General features: G+C 68.1%; 18 protein-coding genes. 2 read left to right on the top strand and 16 right to left on the bottom strand.

Translation table 11 applies throughout. The features are described 5' to 3' along the window. Window positions 1-14 precede the first annotated feature (14 nt). From BMX16_RS05265 to yajC, 12 genes are all read right to left on the bottom strand, one after another. Window positions 15-683, bottom strand: a complete 669-nt coding sequence (locus BMX16_RS05265) for an alpha/beta hydrolase (protein ID WP_089899814.1) — start codon at window positions 681-683, stop codon at window positions 15-17. After that, window positions 680-1,318 carry a DNA-3-methyladenine glycosylase family protein gene (locus BMX16_RS05270; RefSeq protein WP_089899817.1) on the bottom strand — a complete coding sequence of 213 codons (639 nt, stop codon included), beginning with the start codon at window positions 1,316-1,318 and terminating at the stop codon, window positions 680-682. Before BMX16_RS05270 ends, BMX16_RS05265 begins: the two co-directional genes overlap by 4 nt. Beyond that, complete coding sequence (locus BMX16_RS05275; RefSeq protein ID WP_089899820.1) at window positions 1,315-2,043, bottom strand: precorrin-6A/cobalt-precorrin-6A reductase; 729 nt, start codon at window positions 2,041-2,043, stop codon at window positions 1,315-1,317. The genes BMX16_RS05270 and BMX16_RS05275 overlap by 4 nt, the downstream gene beginning before the upstream one ends. A 154-nt stretch (window positions 2,044-2,197) precedes the next feature. After that, window positions 2,198-2,740: a DsbE family thiol:disulfide interchange protein gene (locus BMX16_RS05280; RefSeq protein WP_089899823.1), complete on the bottom strand. Its 543-nt coding sequence runs from the start codon at window positions 2,738-2,740 to the stop codon at window positions 2,198-2,200. Continuing rightward, a complete protein-coding gene (gene ccmD / locus BMX16_RS05285; RefSeq protein WP_089899825.1) occupies window positions 2,733-2,876 on the bottom strand; it encodes a heme exporter protein CcmD in 144 nt (47 codons plus the stop codon). The genes BMX16_RS05280 and ccmD overlap by 8 nt, the downstream gene beginning before the upstream one ends. Further along, window positions 2,866-3,600 carry a heme ABC transporter permease CcmC gene (gene ccmC / locus BMX16_RS05290; RefSeq protein WP_089899828.1) on the bottom strand — a complete coding sequence of 245 codons (735 nt, stop codon included), beginning with the start codon at window positions 3,598-3,600 and terminating at the stop codon, window positions 2,866-2,868. Before ccmC ends, ccmD begins: the two co-directional genes overlap by 11 nt. 42 nt (window positions 3,601-3,642) lie before the next feature. Next, window positions 3,643-4,299 (bottom strand): heme exporter protein CcmB, encoded by a 657-nt coding sequence (gene ccmB / locus BMX16_RS05295; protein WP_089899831.1) that lies wholly within the window; start codon window positions 4,297-4,299, stop codon window positions 3,643-3,645. Continuing rightward, window positions 4,296-4,919: a heme ABC exporter ATP-binding protein CcmA gene (gene ccmA, locus BMX16_RS05300; protein ID WP_089899834.1), complete on the bottom strand. Its 624-nt coding sequence runs from the start codon at window positions 4,917-4,919 to the stop codon at window positions 4,296-4,298. The genes ccmB and ccmA overlap by 4 nt, the downstream gene beginning before the upstream one ends. Continuing rightward, complete coding sequence (locus tag BMX16_RS05305) at window positions 4,916-5,269, bottom strand: Mth938-like domain-containing protein (RefSeq protein WP_089899837.1); 354 nt, start codon at window positions 5,267-5,269, stop codon at window positions 4,916-4,918. The genes ccmA and BMX16_RS05305 overlap by 4 nt, the downstream gene beginning before the upstream one ends. Window position 5,270: 1 nt before the next feature. Continuing rightward, complete coding sequence (gene secF / locus BMX16_RS05310) at window positions 5,271-6,248, bottom strand: protein translocase subunit SecF (protein WP_089899840.1); 978 nt, start codon at window positions 6,246-6,248, stop codon at window positions 5,271-5,273. Window positions 6,249-6,252: 4 nt separating this feature from the next. Beyond that, on the bottom strand, window positions 6,253-7,884 hold the full coding sequence (gene secD, locus BMX16_RS05315) for a protein translocase subunit SecD (RefSeq protein WP_089899844.1): 1,632 nt from the start codon (window positions 7,882-7,884) through the stop codon (window positions 6,253-6,255). Window positions 7,885-7,917: 33 nt separating this feature from the next. Further along, window positions 7,918-8,199, bottom strand: a complete 282-nt coding sequence (gene yajC, locus BMX16_RS05320) for a preprotein translocase subunit YajC (RefSeq protein ID WP_089899848.1) — start codon at window positions 8,197-8,199, stop codon at window positions 7,918-7,920. A 298-nt stretch (window positions 8,200-8,497) separates the two neighbouring features. Here yajC and serS point away from each other — a divergent pair, with 298 nt between their 5' ends. Together serS and BMX16_RS05330 are read left to right on the top strand one after the other, a co-directional pair. Continuing rightward, window positions 8,498-9,790: a serine--tRNA ligase gene (gene serS, locus BMX16_RS05325; RefSeq protein ID WP_089899852.1), complete on the top strand. Its 1,293-nt coding sequence runs from the start codon at window positions 8,498-8,500 to the stop codon at window positions 9,788-9,790. Window positions 9,791-9,831: 41 nt separating this feature from the next. Then, window positions 9,832-10,539 carry a hypothetical protein gene (locus BMX16_RS05330; RefSeq protein WP_089899855.1) on the top strand — a complete coding sequence of 236 codons (708 nt, stop codon included), beginning with the start codon at window positions 9,832-9,834 and terminating at the stop codon, window positions 10,537-10,539. Window positions 10,540-10,544: 5 nt separating this feature from the next. On the opposite strand, the gene der is transcribed toward BMX16_RS05330, so the two are convergent. The 4 genes from der to BMX16_RS05350 all read right to left on the bottom strand — a co-directional run bounded on the left by der (window position 10,545) and on the right by BMX16_RS05350 (window position 15,820). Next, window positions 10,545-12,020: a ribosome biogenesis GTPase Der gene (der, locus tag BMX16_RS05335; RefSeq protein WP_089899858.1), complete on the bottom strand. Its 1,476-nt coding sequence runs from the start codon at window positions 12,018-12,020 to the stop codon at window positions 10,545-10,547. 47 nt (window positions 12,021-12,067) lie between these two features. After that, window positions 12,068-13,369, bottom strand: a complete 1,302-nt coding sequence (locus BMX16_RS05340; RefSeq protein WP_245731352.1) for a PQQ-like beta-propeller repeat protein — start codon at window positions 13,367-13,369, stop codon at window positions 12,068-12,070. Between the two features lie 11 nt (window positions 13,370-13,380). Then, window positions 13,381-14,490 carry a hypothetical protein gene (locus BMX16_RS17565; RefSeq protein WP_177174573.1) on the bottom strand — a complete coding sequence of 370 codons (1,110 nt, stop codon included), beginning with the start codon at window positions 14,488-14,490 and terminating at the stop codon, window positions 13,381-13,383. 133 nt (window positions 14,491-14,623) lie between these two features. Then, window positions 14,624-15,820, bottom strand: coding sequence for a multidrug effflux MFS transporter (locus BMX16_RS05350; RefSeq protein ID WP_218139832.1), 1,197 nt, complete (start codon window positions 15,818-15,820; stop codon window positions 14,624-14,626). Window positions 15,821-15,865: the final 45 nt, after the last annotated feature.

Here is a 15,865-nt window from a genome sequence, read left to right on the forward strand (position 1 = left end):
TGCGCGGTGGGCGGTCAGTCCATCCCCAGCCGGTCGGCCATGAAGGCCAGCGCGACCTGCAACCCGTCGGGCGCGATCCCGTGGCCGGTGCCCTTCATCACATGGGCATAGACCTCGGTCCAGCCGGCCCCCTGCAGCGCCTCGGCGGCCAGCGCCATGGATTGCGGCGGCACCACGTCGTCGCGGTCGCCATGGATCAGCAGGACGGGCGGACGCGACAACACCGCATCGGCCAGCGCCTCGGGCTGCAGCAACCGGCCCGAAATCGCGACGAGGCCCGCCACCGGATCCTCGCGGCGCGGCAGCACGTGCAGCGCCATCATGGTGCCCTGGCTGAAGCCCACGACCATCACCTGTTCCGGCAGCAGATCCTCGTCCACCATCAACCCGTCCAGAAAGGCGTTCAGATCGTCGGCCGCGTGGCGCAGCCCGTCCTCGGATTCCTCCTCGGAACTGCCGTCGATCCAGGGGATCGGGAACCACTGGAACCCCATCGGCGATCCGGCGCAATTCTCCGGCGCATCCGGCGCGATGAACAGGGTGTCGGGCATGTGTTCGGCCAGCGGATCGGCCAACCCGAGCAGATCGGCCCCGTTGGCGCCGTAGCCGTGCAGAAAGACGACGGCGGCCCGCACCTCTCCCGATGCGGGTTCCTTGCGGCCTGCCGTCAGTGCGCGTGTCATCGGATCCCCTCGCGTGATTTGACATGGGTGTAATAGGCCCACAGCAGCCGTGCCGCAACCGCCCGCCACGGCGACCAGTCGGCGGCCATCGCGCGCAAAGCCTTGTCGGTGGGCCGCTCGTCCAGATCGAACAGCATCCGCGCGCATTCCTGCAAGGCCAGATCGCCGGGGGCGAACACATCCGCGTGCCCAAGGCTGAGCATGGCATAGATCTCGGCCGTCCAGACGCCGATGCCCGGCACGGCGGTCAAGGTCGCCACGACCTGATCGGTCGGCATATGAGCCAGCACGTCATAGTCGATGCCCGCCGCCGCCAGTGCCTGCACATACCCCGCCTTGGGCCGCGACAGGCCAAGGGCGCGCAGATTGTCAGGCGTCACGGCCAGCACGGCGGCGGGCGTGGTCAGACCCGCCGCCGTCAGCCGCCCGTGGATCGCGTTCGCCGACGCGACGCTGACCTGCTGGGCGCAGATCGCGCCCACCAGCGCATCGAACCCGCCCGCCCGCAGGCGCAGCGGCAGCGGACCCACGGCGTCCAGCGCCCGTGCGAAATGCGGCTCTCGCTTGGCCAGCCAAGCGGCACCTTCCGCGATGCAGGGATCGCCCCGGATGATCCGTCCTGCGCCGGACGTCACCGCCCTGCCGCCCAGGCCACTGCCGCCGCCATGTCGTCGGTCACGGGCGCGTCGGGCTGCGGCGGTCTGCGGATCATCACGACGGGGATCCCCAGATCGCGCGCCGCCGTCAGCTTGGTCCGGCTGGCCTCGCCGCCCGCGTTGCGCACGACCATCCAGCCCACGCCAAGCGCCGCGAACAGGTCACGCTCCTGCGCCACACTGAAGGGCGGCCTGCCGATCAGGAACTCTCCTCCGTCGAACGGAAACGGCGCCGTCGGCGGGTCCATCACCCGGCAGATCACGCGCCGCCCTGCCAGCGTGGCAAAGCGGTCCAGCGTCAGGTGTTCGGTGCCTAGGAACACAGTCGATCCGGGCGGGATCAGGGTTGCGGCCTCGGCTTCGGTCGCGACATGGCGCCAGTCGTCGCCGGGCCCTGCAACCCACGGCACGCGGGCAAGGCACAGATACGGCAGCCCGAGCGTTCGGCAGACCGCAAGGCTGCGGGCCGTCATGCGCGTGGCAAAGGGGTGGGTCGCGTCGAGCACCTTCGTGATGCCCGCGGCACGCAGATAAGTGGCAAACCCGTCGGCATCGCCAAAGCCGCCGATCCGCGTGGGCAGCGCTAGCGGCATGGCGCGCGGCATGGGCCGCGCCAAGGATGCCACCGCAGTCACCTGCGCCACCAAGAGGGCATCGGCCAGAACGGCGGCATCCTGCGTGCCCGCCAGCAGCAGGACCGTCAAGCGCGCGCCTCGCCTGCACATGTCGTCCGGCCCAAGCCGCTGTTCATCGCGTCGCTACCCCACCCTGTTGCAAACAGGTGTGACATCACTGCCCATGTGCGACAAGGGCCCGCAGCACCGTGTGCGACAGCCGATGCGATGCGTGGCGCCTGCCCTAGTCGGCGGCCAGCGCGGCATCCAGCATCGGCATGAACCGCTGTTCGACATCGGACCCCACCAGCGGCCCGGTGAACCGCCCGACCACCGTGCCGTCGGCGGCGATGACGAAGGTTTCGGGCGGCGCGCTGACGCCCCAGTCGATGGCACTGCGCCCGCGCAAGTCGAACCCGGTGGCGAAGAACGGATCGCCCTCGTCCGCCAAATAGGCGGCGGCGTCGTCGGCCTGATCGCGGAAGTTGATGCCCGCCACGCGGTAGCCCTGATCGGCCAGCGCCTGCAGCGTCGGATGCTCGGCCCGGCAGGGCGGGCACCAGCTGGCCCAGAAGTTCACGATCGTGACCTCTCCTGCGGCCAGATCGGCGGCGGTCAGCAATGCGGTGCCGGCCACCGCCTCGGTCGGCAGGGGGGGTGCGGGCTGGCCCACGAACTGCGACGGCAACTCACCCGCATTGTCGCGCATCAGCCCGCCCCAGAACAGGCCCGCAAGGGCTGCAAAGATCACCGGCGGCACGATCATCAGGGGGGACAGCTTAGCCATTCTCGATCTCCTCCAGCGCGCGTCGCACCTTGATTGCCCGCCGGGCGCTGAGGCCGATGATCGCGGCCAGCAGCACCAGCGTCACGCCGTAGGACAGCAGCACATAGACCGCGCGGGGTCCGAGGTCAGGCAGCACGGGTCGTCCTCGCGGTCAGGGCGCGCATCCGGCGCAGGCGGATTTCCGTGCGCGTGCGCAGCAGCACCAGCGCCACGAACAGCACGCCAAAGCCGATCATGCACATCAACAGCGGCACCCAGTACACGTCGGCCACCGTGCGCCCGCCGGTGACGACGGGGACGGACGTGCCTTGATGCAGGCCCTGATTCCAGAACCGCACCGCATAGCGCGACAGGATCGCAAAGACCGAGCCCACGATGCACAGGATCGCGGTCAGATCGGCAGCGGTGTCGGGGTCCTCGATCGCTTCCCACAAGGCGATGTAGCCCAGATAGAACAGGAACAGGATCATGAAGCTGGTCAGTCGCGGGTCCCAGACCCAGTAGGTGCCCCATGTCGGGATGCCCCACAGCGCGCCCGTGGCCAGTGCGATCACCGTCATGACCATGCCCACGGGAGCTGCAGCACGTGCGGCCAGTGCGCTAACGTGATGGCGGCGGATCACCCAGATCAGGCTGGCCACCAGCATCATGAACCACGCATTGATCGCCATCAGGGCGGCAGGCACATGCAGATAGATGATCTTGACCGTTGCACCAAAAAGCTCGGCCTCTGGCGTGAAGAAAAACCCCCAGACCAGACCCACGCCCGTCAGCAGACCGGCGATGCCAAAGGCCCAGGGCAGCACGGGGGCTGTCCAGTCCATGAACTTCTTCGGATTTGCGTATTCCCACATCGACATGGTGACTTCCTATCCCGGCGCGCGGCGGCTCTCAATCCCGCATCACCGCAGATTGATGCGCAGGACCGCCGCTGCGGCAAACGGCAGCAGCGCGATGCACCCAAGGCTGATCGCGCCGACCAGCATCAAGGGGGCTGCCGCCCCGGTCTGATCGACGCCGCGGCGCACCGCCTCTGCCCCGAAGATCAGCGTCGGCACATAGAGCGGCAGGACCAGCAGCGACAGCAGCAAGCCACCCCGGCGCAGGCCAACGGTCAGCGCCGCACCGAAGCTGCCGATCACAGACAGCGCCGGTGTGCCAAGGGCGAGGCTCGCGAACATATAGGCGTAGGCCGCCGGGTCCATGTTCAGAAAGAAGCCCAGCAGCGGCGCCACCAGCGTCAGCGGCAGGCCCGTGGTGATCCAGTGCGCCAGCGCCTTGACCAGCGCCACGCCTTCCAGTGGCACGGGGGCCGTCGCCAGCAGGGCCAGCGCCCCATCCTCGTAATCCAGCGCGAAGATGCGGTCGAGCGACAGCAGCGCCGCCAGCAGCGCCGCGACCCACAGGATGCCCGGTGCGATGGCCGACAGGATCGTGCGGTCGGGACCGACGCCGAAGGGCACCAGCACCACCACGATCAGAAAGAACGCAAGGCCAAGGCCAAAGCCGCCCCCCGCCCGCACCGCCAGCGCCAGATCGCGCCACAGCAGCGCCTTCACAGGAAATCCGCGTCGGACCCGCCGTCCGCATCCGCCGCCGCCACGAAGGGGGTCAGGTCCAGCGTCGGCGCGTCGATCTGCAAATCGATATGCGTCGCGATCACCGCGCAGCCGCCGCCCGCCAGATGCACGTCGCGCATCCAGCCCGCAAACATGGCGACGGAAAACGCATCCAGACTGACCGTGGGTTCGTCCAGAAACAGCACCGGACGCCCGATCACCGCGAGCCGCGCCAGACCGACGCGGCGCTTCTGCCCCGCCGAAAGGGTGCCGGCGGCGCGGTCACGCAGCGCCAGCAGATCGAAGGTGGCATAGACGCTGTCGGGCACCGTGCGGTCGTGAACCTGCGCCCAGAAGCTGAGGTTTTCCGCAACTGTCAGCGCCGTCTTGATCCCGTCCGCGTGGCTGGCATAGGCTGTGACGCCCTCGGCGCAGATGACCTCGCCAGACAGGGCCGGTTGCAGGCCCGCCAGCGTGCGCAGCAGTGTTGTCTTGCCGACCCCGTTGGGCCCCCGCAGGATCAGCGCCTGCCCCACAGCCAGATCGAAGCTGACCCGTTCCAGCACCGGCACGCCGCCACGGGCGCAGCGCAGGTCGCGGACGGAAAGAAGCGCCGTCACACCGGAATCAGCGCAAGGGCGACACGTCGCCCCTCGCTCAGCAGCACGTTGTAGGTGCGGCACGCGGCAGGCGACGACATGGTCTCGACCCCCATACCCGCAACCTCCAACGCCTTACGGAACGCGGGCGGCACATGGGCGATCTCGGCCCCCGTGCCTACGAAAACGACGTCCACCTTGTCGGCGGCGGCGATCAGCGCCGCCGTGTCGTCGTATCCGCCCCACGGCGCGATGCCCGATGGCATGACCGTTACCGGCCCGTCGATCACCTGACCGCCGATGCGAAAGAACCCGGGGCCATAGCCGTCCACCGGGCGCGCATTGTCGTAGGTGATCTCGGTCAGGCGCATGTCACTTCGTCTCCACGTCCGCATAGCGGCCGACGGTGCGGGGATCCGTCTTGGACCAGTCGCGCTTGACCCCCAGCATCAGCACCACATTCTTGGCGATATAGACGGACGAATAGGTGCCGACGATCACGCCCCACGTCATCGCGAAAACAAATCCACGGATCACGTCGCCGCCGAAGATCAGCAGCGCGGTCAGCGCCAATAGCGTGGTGCCCGCCGTCATGATCGTGCGCGACAGGGTTTCGTTGGCCGACAGGTTCAAGACCTCGACCAGCGGCATGACATTGAACTTGCGCAGATTTTCGCGGACGCGGTCGAACACGACAACGGAATCGTTGATCGAATAGCCCAAGATCGTCAGCAGCGCCGCGATGATGGTCAGGTCGAACTTCAACTGCAACACGGCCCACAGGCCCAGCGTCAGGCCCACGTCGTGAGCGAGTGCCACGAGGCCGCCTAAGGCGAACTGCCACTCGAACCGCACCCAGACGTAGATCAGGATGCCGCCCATCGCCAGCAGGACCGACGCCGCCGCCGACCAGATCAATTCGCCCGACACCTTGGGACCGACGCTTTCGACCGATTCGAACGTCACCGCGGGATCGACAGCCTGCAAAGCGCTGAGCATGCTGTCGATGGTGGCCTGAGAGATGCTCTCGTCCTCGCCTTGCGCCTGCAGCCGCACCTCGGCCACGTTGCGGTCCGGGCCGAAGCCGGGATCGAACACCTCGGTGATCGCCACGTCGCCCAGATTGAGCGGCACAAGCGCAGTCCGGTAGGCGCCCACGTCCAGCGGCTGGCTGCTTTCGGTACGGATCGTCGTGCCACCGCGAAAGTCGATGCCGAAGTTCAGACCGAGTGTCAGCACGGCCACGACCGACAGCACCAAGAGCACCACCGATCCGCCGAACGTGATCCCGGCATAACCGAAGAAGTTGATGTTGGTCTTTTCGGGGACCAGTCGCAGACGGAATGCCATGGGTTCAGACCTCGATGGTTTTGGGGCGGCGCAGCGCCACCCACAGGTCGATCTGCGACCGCGTCACCATCAACGCGGTAAAGACCGAAATCAGCGTCCCCAGCGCCAGCGTCACGGCGAAGCCGCGCACCGGACCGGAGCCGAAGTAGAACAGGATGCAGGCCACCATGATGGTGGTCACGTTGCCGTCCGTGATGGCCGACAGGGCGCGGTCGTAGCCTGCGTTGATGGCGCGCGCCGGGATCTTCGTGACGCGCAATTCCTCTCGGATGCGCTCGAACACCAGCACGTTGGCGTCCACCGCCATGCCGACGGTCAGCACGATGCCCGCGATTCCGGGCAGCGTCAGCGTGGCTCCCAGCAGCGACAGGCCGGAGAAGATCAGCGCGATGTTGATGGCCAGCGCCACGCTGGCAAAGATGCCGAACAGGCCATAGCACAGCACCATGAAGCCCACGACCAGCACGCCCGCCACGATGGCCGCCAGCGTGCCAGCGTCGATGCTGTCCTGCCCCAGTTGCGGGCCGATGGTCCGTTCCTCGAGGAAGGTCAGCTCTGCAGGCAGGGCCCCTGCGCGCAGAAGGACGGCAAGGTTGGTCGATTCCTCGACCGTGAAGTCGCCGGTGATGATGCCCGACCCGCCGGGAATGTGGCTTTGGATCGTGGGGGCGCTAATCACCTGTTCGTCCAGCACGATGGCGAACGGCTGGCCGATGTTGTCCAGCGTGTAGTCGCCGAATGCCCGCGCGCCCGACACGTTGAAGCGGAAGTTCACGGCGGGGCGGCTGAATTCGTCGAAGGCCGGCTGCGCATCCACGAGCTGTTCGCCGGTCACGACAGGCGCCGTGTCGAGGAGGAAGAACACACCCTCCTGATCGAGGCTGGGCAGAACCTCCTGCCCGGCGGCGGGCACCTGATCGGCACCGGACGCGCGCCCCAGCACCGGCTGGAACGTCAGCTGCGCCGTGGTCCCGATGATATTCTTGATCTCCTGCGCGGATCCGACGCCGGGGACCTGCACGAGGATGCGGTCCTCGCCCTGCCGCTGGATCGTCGGCTCGCGGGTGCCGACCTCGTCGATGCGGCGGCGGATGATCTCGAGGCTCTGTTCCATCGTGCGGTCGTCCACGGCGGCGCGTTCGGCCTCGGACAGCCGGATCGTCAGCAGCGGGCCGTTGCCCGTCACCTCGATGTCGGTAGACCCCGCACCCGTCAGCGACGTGATCGGCCGCGCCAGACCGCGCGCGATCTCCAGCGCCCGCGCGGCACCCGCAGGCTCCGAGATGCGCACGATCAGCTCGTCCGCAGGGCTCGGCTCGCGCGTCACGAAACCGACCGTGTCACGCTCTGCCGCCAGCGCATCGCGCACGGCGGGCCAGGTAGCCTCCATGATCGTCTCGTAGACGTCGCCGACCTGCACCTCGGCCAGCAGATGCGCCCCGCCCCGCAGGTCGAGGCCGAGGTTCACCAGACCGCTGGGCAGGAAGGCGGGCCACGACGTGTCGTCGATCCCCTGGGCCACCGCGTCATTGTGCACTTCGACCCTTGAATAGAAGGCATTCGGCAGCGCAAAGGCCAGACCGATGGCGACGGCCAGCCAGATCGCGATCTGCTTCATGGGAGAGACGGTGTACATCGGGCGACCCCTTTGACGACGTGAAGGAGAGGCTTACTGCGCCGGTTCGGTCTTGGTCAGCACGGTGGCGATGGTGGCACGCACCACGCGAACCTTCACGCCGGTCGCAATCTCGACCTCGACTTCCTTCTCGGCCTCGTTCACCGCCGTGACCTTGCCCAGAATGCCGCCCTGTGTGACGACACGATCCCCGCGCCGAAGGGCCGCGACCATGGCCTGATGGTCCTTCAGCTTCTTCTGCTGGGGGCGGATCAACAGGAAATACATGATCCCGAAGATGATCAGCATCAGAATAAGGGATTCGGCACCCTGCATGGTCGTTCCTTCCGGTGGCGGACGCATCGTCCGGTGGTGTTCAAGCTAGGGGCTGGACGGCCCCCGTCGCAGTTTCAGTCGCGATCGCGGCACAGTAGGTCTGAGGTGCCGCATTGGCAACCGCTCCACCCGTACCCTGCCAGCCATATCGCGACGAAGCCTGCCCGCGTCAATGCATGGCGGCGCCGTGGGCCCCGCGTCGGGTCACATCTGCGCCAGAGGCGGTGCCCACTGGAACGCCCTGCGGCGATGGTGCATACCCGCCACCAACCGACCCGCAGCCTCAGGACCGCCCGCCATGCACGACATCCGTATGATCCGCGAGACGCCGGAGGCGTTCGACGCCGCACTGGCCCGCCGCAACCTGGCCCCGATGGCGGACACGATCATCGCCCTCGACATGGACCGCCGCCGCGCGATCATGGCCGCAGAGGCGGCCACCGCAGAGGCCAATCAGGCCGCCAAGGACGCGGGCCGTGCGCGCGCGAACGGCGACGACGCAGAGTTCAACCGCCTGCGCACCCTGATGACCGAGGGCAAGGCGCGGACCGCCACCCTGACCGACCGCGCCCGCGATCTGGACACGCAGCTCAACGATCTGCTGCTGGGCATCCCCAACCTGCCAGCCGCCGACGTGCCGGACGGCGCGAACGAGGCGGGCAACGTCGAGCAGAAGCGCACGGGCACACCCCGGACTTTCGACTTCGCCCCGCTCGAGCATTTCGACATCCCCGCCGCCCGCGCGGGCATGGACTTCGCCGCCGGGGCCAAGCTGTCGGGATCGCGTTTCGTCGTGCTGACCGGCGCGATGGCCCGGCTGCACCGTGCGCTGGCGCAGTTCATGCTGGACACCCACGTGGACAAGCATGGGCTGACCGAGACGATCACGCCGGTCCTCGTGCGCGAAGAGATGATGCTGGGCACCGGGCAACTGCCCAAGTTCGGCGAGGACAGCTATCAGACCACCACCGGCTGGTGGCTGATCCCCACCGCAGAGGTGACGCTGACCAACCTCGTGCACGGCGACGTCGTGGACGAGGCCACCCTGCCCCGCCGCCACGTCGCCCACACCCAGTGCTTCCGGTCGGAAGCCGGGTCGGCGGGTCGCGATACCAGCGGCATGTTGCGCCAGCACCAGTTCGAAAAGGTCGAGATGGTCAGCATCACCGCACCGCAGGACAGCGACGCGGAGCACCTCCGGATGACGGGGTGCGCCGAGGCCATCCTCGACGCGCTGGAGCTGCCCTACCGCACGATGCTGCTGTGCGCGGGCGACATGGGGGCCTCGGCGGTGCGCACCACCGACCTCGAGGTGTGGCTGCCCGGTCAGGACACCTACCGCGAGATCAGCAGCATCTCGACCTGTGGCGCCTATCAGGCGCGGCGGATGAACGCCCGCTACAAGCCTGCGGCCGGCGGCAAGCCGGAGTTCGTGCACACCCTGAACGGGTCGGGTCTGGCCGTGGGCCGCTGCCTGATCGCGGTGCTGGAGAATGGCCAGCAGGCGGATGGCAGCGTCGTCCTGCCCGCCGTCCTGCATCCCTATCTGGGCGGGCGCAGCACGATTACGGCAACAGGTGAACTAATCTAGTTTGGCGGTGAACCGAACCGTGTCATGTGGCGTTGGTGCGTATGAACAAAACCCTCGCCACATTGACGCTGGTCGTCACGCTCGCCTTCGCCGCAGCCCCGCTGGTCAGCGGGGATTTCGCAGGCTTTGCGTCCGACCAGTTGCCGGTGCCGCAGATCGACCCGCCGATCCAGCCGGCGGGCTATGCCTTCGCCATCTGGGGGCCGATCTACCTCTGGCTCGTGGCCTCTGCGATCTACGGGTATCTGCGCAGGCCTGACGATCCGGAATGGGACCGCGCAAGGGTTCCGCTGTGCATCAGTCTGGGTGCAGGCATCCCGTGGCTGATTATCGCACAGATCAGCGCCGTCTGGGCGAGCGTGACCATCGTCATCATGCTGGGCGGCGCTCTGGTGGCGCTCGACCGGGCACCGACCGTCCGGCGCTGGTGGCTGCGTGCTCCTGTCGCACTCTATGCCGGTTGGCTGACGGCCGCGACCTTCGTGTCGCTGGGCGTGACGCTGGCGGGCTACGGCATCCTGCTGGACGGCTATGGCTGGGCCATCGTCGGCGTGATCGGCGCGCTGGCCGTGACCATTGCGACCTACGCCCGGACGCCATCGCCGATCTACGTAGGCGCCGTGATCTGGGCGCTGGTGGCGATCTGCGTGACCAACGGCACGACGAATTTCGTCGTGACGTCGCTGGCCATCACCGGCATCGTGATCCTGCTGTGCGTCATGGCCGTCTGGGCCCCGCGCAACGCCTGACCCCGTCAGCGGTCGCTGCCGGGGGCCTTCTTGTGCTTGCTCAGGCGTGACGGCTGCGATGACTTGCGATCCTTGTAGGGGTTCTTGTCCCCCTGATCGCGCAGGGTCAGCCTGATCGGCGCACCCGGCATGTCGAAATCATCCCGCAACCCGTTGACCAGATAGCGCTTGTAGCTTTCGGGCACCTGATCGGGATGCGTCGTCATCACGACGAATCCCGGCGGCCGCGTCTTGACCTGTGTGGCATAACGCATCTTGATCCGCTTGCCGCCCGGCGCGGGTGGCGGGTGCTGTTCCAGCATCCCCGTCAGCCAGCGGTTCAACTGCGCCGTGGTTACGCGGCGGTTCCACACGTCATAGGCCTTCATGATCGCCTGTTGCAGGCGGTCCAGCCCCTTGCCGGTCTTGGCCGACACGGTGACCAAAGGCGCGCCGCGCAACTGCGGCAGCAGGCGGGTGAACTCTTCCTTCAGCTCGCGCAGCTTGTCCTGCTTGTCATCCTCGGTGTCCCACTTGTTCACCGCGATCACCACCGCGCGGCCCTCGCGCTCGGCCAGATCGGCGATCCGCAGGTCCTGCTGTTCGAACGGAATCTCCACGTCCAGCAGCACGACGACGACCTCGGCGAACTTCACCGCGCGCAGACCGTCGCTGACGCTGAGCTTTTCCAGCTTTTCGCTGATCCGCGCCTTCTTGCGCATGCCCGCCGTGTCGAAGATCCGCATCGGCACAGGCTCTGCGTCGTGGCTGCCCGCCCATTCCGTCATGACCGAGATGGCATCGCGGGTGATCCCCGCCTCGGGCCCGGTCAGCAGGCGATCCTCGCCGATGATCTTGTTGATGAGGGTGGATTTGCCCGCATTGGGGCGTCCCACCACCGCGATCTGCAGGGGCCGCGCGCGGGTCGGCACGCGGGGCGCGTCTGGATCGTCGTCCTCGACCGCCACATCCGTCTCGGGCGCATCCATCCGCGCGCGTTCCTCGAACTGCTCCGACAGCGGACGCAGCACATCCATCAATTCGCCCATGCCTTCGCCATGCTCGGCGGACAGGCGGATCGGCTCTCCCAATCCGAGGGCATAGGCCTCCAGGATGGTGACGTCTGCGGCCTTGCCCTCGCCCTTGTTGGCGGCAAGGATGACATGGGCATTCTTCTTGCGCAGGATCTCGACGAAGACGCGGTCGGCGGGCAGCACGCCGACACGGGCGTCGATCATGAACAGGCACACGTCGGCCATGTCCACGGCGCGTTCCGTCAGCTTGCGCATGCGGCCCTGCAACGATTCGTCCGTGGCCATTTCCAGACCGGCGGTGTCGATCACGGTGAACCGGATGTCGGCGATGCGCCCCTGACCTTCGCGCAGATCGCGGGTGACACCGGGCGTGTCGTCGACGAGGGCCAGCTTCTTGCCCACCAGACGGTTGAACAGCGTGGATTTGCCGACGTTGGGTCGGCCCACGAGGGCAAGTGTGAATGTCATGTCAGGCTCTCCGGCAGGTCAAGGCCGCGTCCTACACCGCTTTGACCCTAACGGAAAGCCAGCAGTTGCCCGTCCTTGGTGGCGACATAGAGGATCCCGTTCGCAATGGCCGGTGCAGAGGCCGCCCCACCGGGCAGCGGCACCGCGCCGATCAGCGCGCCCGTCACCGGATCGAACGACCGCAGCTGCCCATCGCTGGACGCCACGACCAGCCGGTTGCCCGCCATGATCGGCCCGAAATGCGCAAATACCGTGCGGCTGCGCCGGATGAAGGTGCCCGTATCGACGAAGTCGGGCAGCACTATGCGCCAGATCGGCTCGCCCGTGGTCGCATCAAGCCGCACAAGCTGGTTCAGGTCGTTGACGAGGAACACCGATCCGCCCGCAGGCCAGACCGGGCCGCTGGCCCCTTCCCGCGCGGTCCACAGACGGGTGCCGGTGCCTGCCTCCAATGCCACCGTGACACCGGTGAAGTTGCCGACATACACGGTCTGGCCGTCGATCACCGGATCGCCGCTGATGTCGGTCAAACTGCCCGTCGCCTGTCCGGGCCTGTCGCCGCTGATGACCTGTGACCAGCGCGGGATGCCGCCCTGCGGGAACAGGCCCACGACCTCGCCGGAGTTGAAGGGGAACACCACCAGATCGTCGCTGACCGCCGGTCCTGCACCGCCGCCGAAGGACGTGTCGGACACGACGCCACTGGTCTGATAGGCGATCCGGCCATCGGCAGCCTCCAGCGCCCAGGCGCGACTGTCGCGGCTGACGACATAGACACGCTCGCCGACCACGGTCGGGGCCGACGTGCCGGGTGCGTCCAGATCCTGCGTCCACACCATGGCACCCGTGCGTGCATCCAGCGCCGTCAGCGTGCCATATCCGGTCGAGACATAGAGCCTGCCATTGCCGACAGCCAGACCGCCGCCAGATCCTGCCTCGCGGTTCGTCGTCACCGGCGTCACGTCGGCGGACCAGACCGGGGCCCCGCCCGTGGTTGTCGCCACGACGCGCGACCGGGCATCCAGCGTATAGACGATCCCGCCGGCCACGACGGGTTCGGCCGTGATGCGGGCACCGCGGCTGTCGCCTTCGCCGATATCGACGGCAAAGACCTGTGACAGCGCCGCCCCAAGGACCGGCTGGACGCTGCTGCGGTCGGCTGTGCCGCCGCGATGGGTCCAGTCCGCGTTCAGCACCGGCGCGGGCAGCGCGATCGGTACGGCGCGGTTGACCTGTGCGGCGGTGTCGCCCACCGCTTCACGCACGCCGGGCAGGATCACATCCGCCTCGCCGCACGCCGACAGGGTCATCAGGGCCAGCAGGCCGACGCTTAGGGTCTTGGAGGTCAAGGTGCGCCCTTTCAAGGGTTGGTCACGGTCTGGCCGTCGGCTGCGGGTGCCGTGGCCGGCGGCTGCGGCGCATCCGTGGCGGCCGCGCCGTCCTCGGTGGTCGGTGCAGTGACCGCGGGGGCCGGTGCCGCGGGTGCGGGCGTGATGGTCGCATCCGTAGCGGGTGCCGCCTCTGGTGCGGGTGCGGCTTCCGGCGCGGGCGTGGTTTCCGTCGCGGGTGCAGCTTCAGTCGCGGGTGCCGCGTCCGATGCGGGTGCGGCCTCGGTGGCGGGTGCCGCTTCCGGTGCGGGTGCCGCTTCGGTCGCCGGAGCAGCTTTAGTCATTGGCATCGCTTCAGTTGCAGCAGGCGCTTCGGCTGCAGGTGCAGCCTCGGGTGCGGGCGTGACCTCGGGCGCTGCCGCAGGTGCGGGTGCCACTGCATCGGCAGGCGCTGCTGCGTCTGCCGTGGCGTCCGTCACCGCTGCGGTACCGGCTGCGTCCGGCAGCGGCACTTCCAGCGCCACCAGCAGCGTCTGCACCCGGTCGCGCTGTGCGGGGGTCACGCCGGCATCCGCGATGATCGCGGTCAGACCCGCCACCGCCGCGTCGCGGTCGTCGGTCGCCAGATCGGTCAGTGCCAGTTGTTCCTGTGCCAGCAGCGCAAAGGGCTGTCCGGCGACGGCCAGCGGTTCCAGCCGGGCGCGTCGCGCCACGGGATCCACGCCCGCGTCCAGCATCGTCGCCTTGAACGCCGCCAGATCGCGATAGATGGCCGGCACGTCCTGCCGCTGCGCCAGCGCATCGAGGGTCGCCGTCGCGGCAACGCGATCGCCGGCCTCTTCCTGCGTGGCGGCGGTCAGCAACAGGCTGACGGCCGCAGCCTGCGTATCTTGAGGCAGGGCCGCCAGCGCCGTGGCACGGTCCTGCGGATCGTCGGCCTGCAGCGCCGCCATCAGCGCATCGCCCGCCCCTTGCGCTGCGCGTGCATCGCGCGCACGGGTGTATTCGGTCCACGCTGCACCACCGACCAGCAGCACCACCAGCAGGATCGCGATCCAGCCATAACGGCGCATCGCGGCCGTCACCCGGTCGCGGCGGATCTCGTCAGAGACCTCGTCGATGAAGCTGTCAGAGTTGCTCATGGCCGTCCTTCGCGGGAATGGCTCCCAATGCCCGGGAAAGCCGTCGTCGCCCGCTTCTAACGTGAAGCGGGCGTGATTGCCAAGACCCGCCACCTTTGGCAGGCGGCGAATGTCGTCCGTGGCACGGCGTCGGTCAGACGGGCTGCGCCTGACTGCGTGCCACGCGACCCAACGTCAGCAGCGCCAGCACCAGCGCGCTGAGCGCGCACAGCGCGATGGCCGCGACCATCGGCAGGGCGGTGCCGTCGAAGAACAGCCCCGTCAGCGCGATCACCACGCCGCCCGCCACCATCTGCAGCGTCCCGCCCAGCGACGACGCCAGCCCCGCGATGCGGCCATGCGCATCCAGCGCCATGACCATCGTCGTCGGCACCACGAGGCCGAGACACGCATTCGCCAGAAACAGCATCACCACGATGGTCAGGAACGTGGCGAACCCCGCCAGCGTCAAAAGCAGCAGCGCCACGGTAAAGACCGCGAACCCGATCACGCCCCAGCGCATCAAGGGGACGACGCCGAACCGCTCGCCCATCGCACCCGCCGCCTGTGTGGCGGCAAAGAAGCCCACCGCATTCACCGCGAACGCCAGCGAGAACCCCGTCGGCGACAGGCCGAACTGTTCCACATAGACGAAGGACGCGGAGGCGATGAACACGAAGAAGCTCGCCGTGCCGAAGCCGCCGATGAAGGTCAGCCCCATGAACACCGGGTCGCGCAGCAGCACCTTGGACCCCGCCAGCAGGGTGCCGACATGGACGGGCTGGCGGCGGGCCTGCGGCAGCGTTTCCGGCAAGGCAAACCCTGCGATCAGCACGGCCACGACCGCCGCAGCGCACAGCACCCAGAAGATCAGACGCCAGTCGCCGAACTGAATGAGACCCGCCCCCGCCAGCGGCGCCAGCATGGGAGAGACCGAGATCACCAGCATCACCGTCGCCATCATCCTGGTCGCCGCCGTGCCGGTGTGCATGTCGCGGATCACCGCGCGCGGCACGACCATCAGCACCGCGCCGCCGATGCCCTGCACCGCCCTGCCCGCCACCAGCCAGCCGATGGTCGGTGCCACGGCGCAAATGGCAGAGCCTGCGATGAACACCGCAAGGCCCGCGAACAGCGGCACCTTGCGGCCCGCCTGATCGGACCACGGCCCATAGATCAGCTGCGCCAGACCGAAGGCGATGAAATAGCTGGTCAGCGTCAGCTGCGCCGCCGTCTCGTCCACGCCGAGCGACGCCGCAAGCTGCGGCATGGCCGGCAGATACATGTCGATGGCAAAGGGGCCGACGGCGGACAGCAGCCCAAGGATCAGGGACATGCGGAGGATGGTCATGGCAGCGGCCTCGGTCAGGTGGAACGTTGACCCGCGCATAGGCCG

The sequence above is a fragment of the Loktanella fryxellensis genome, assembly GCF_900110065.1.
GTDB classification, from domain to species: domain Bacteria; phylum Pseudomonadota; class Alphaproteobacteria; order Rhodobacterales; family Rhodobacteraceae; genus Loktanella; species Loktanella fryxellensis.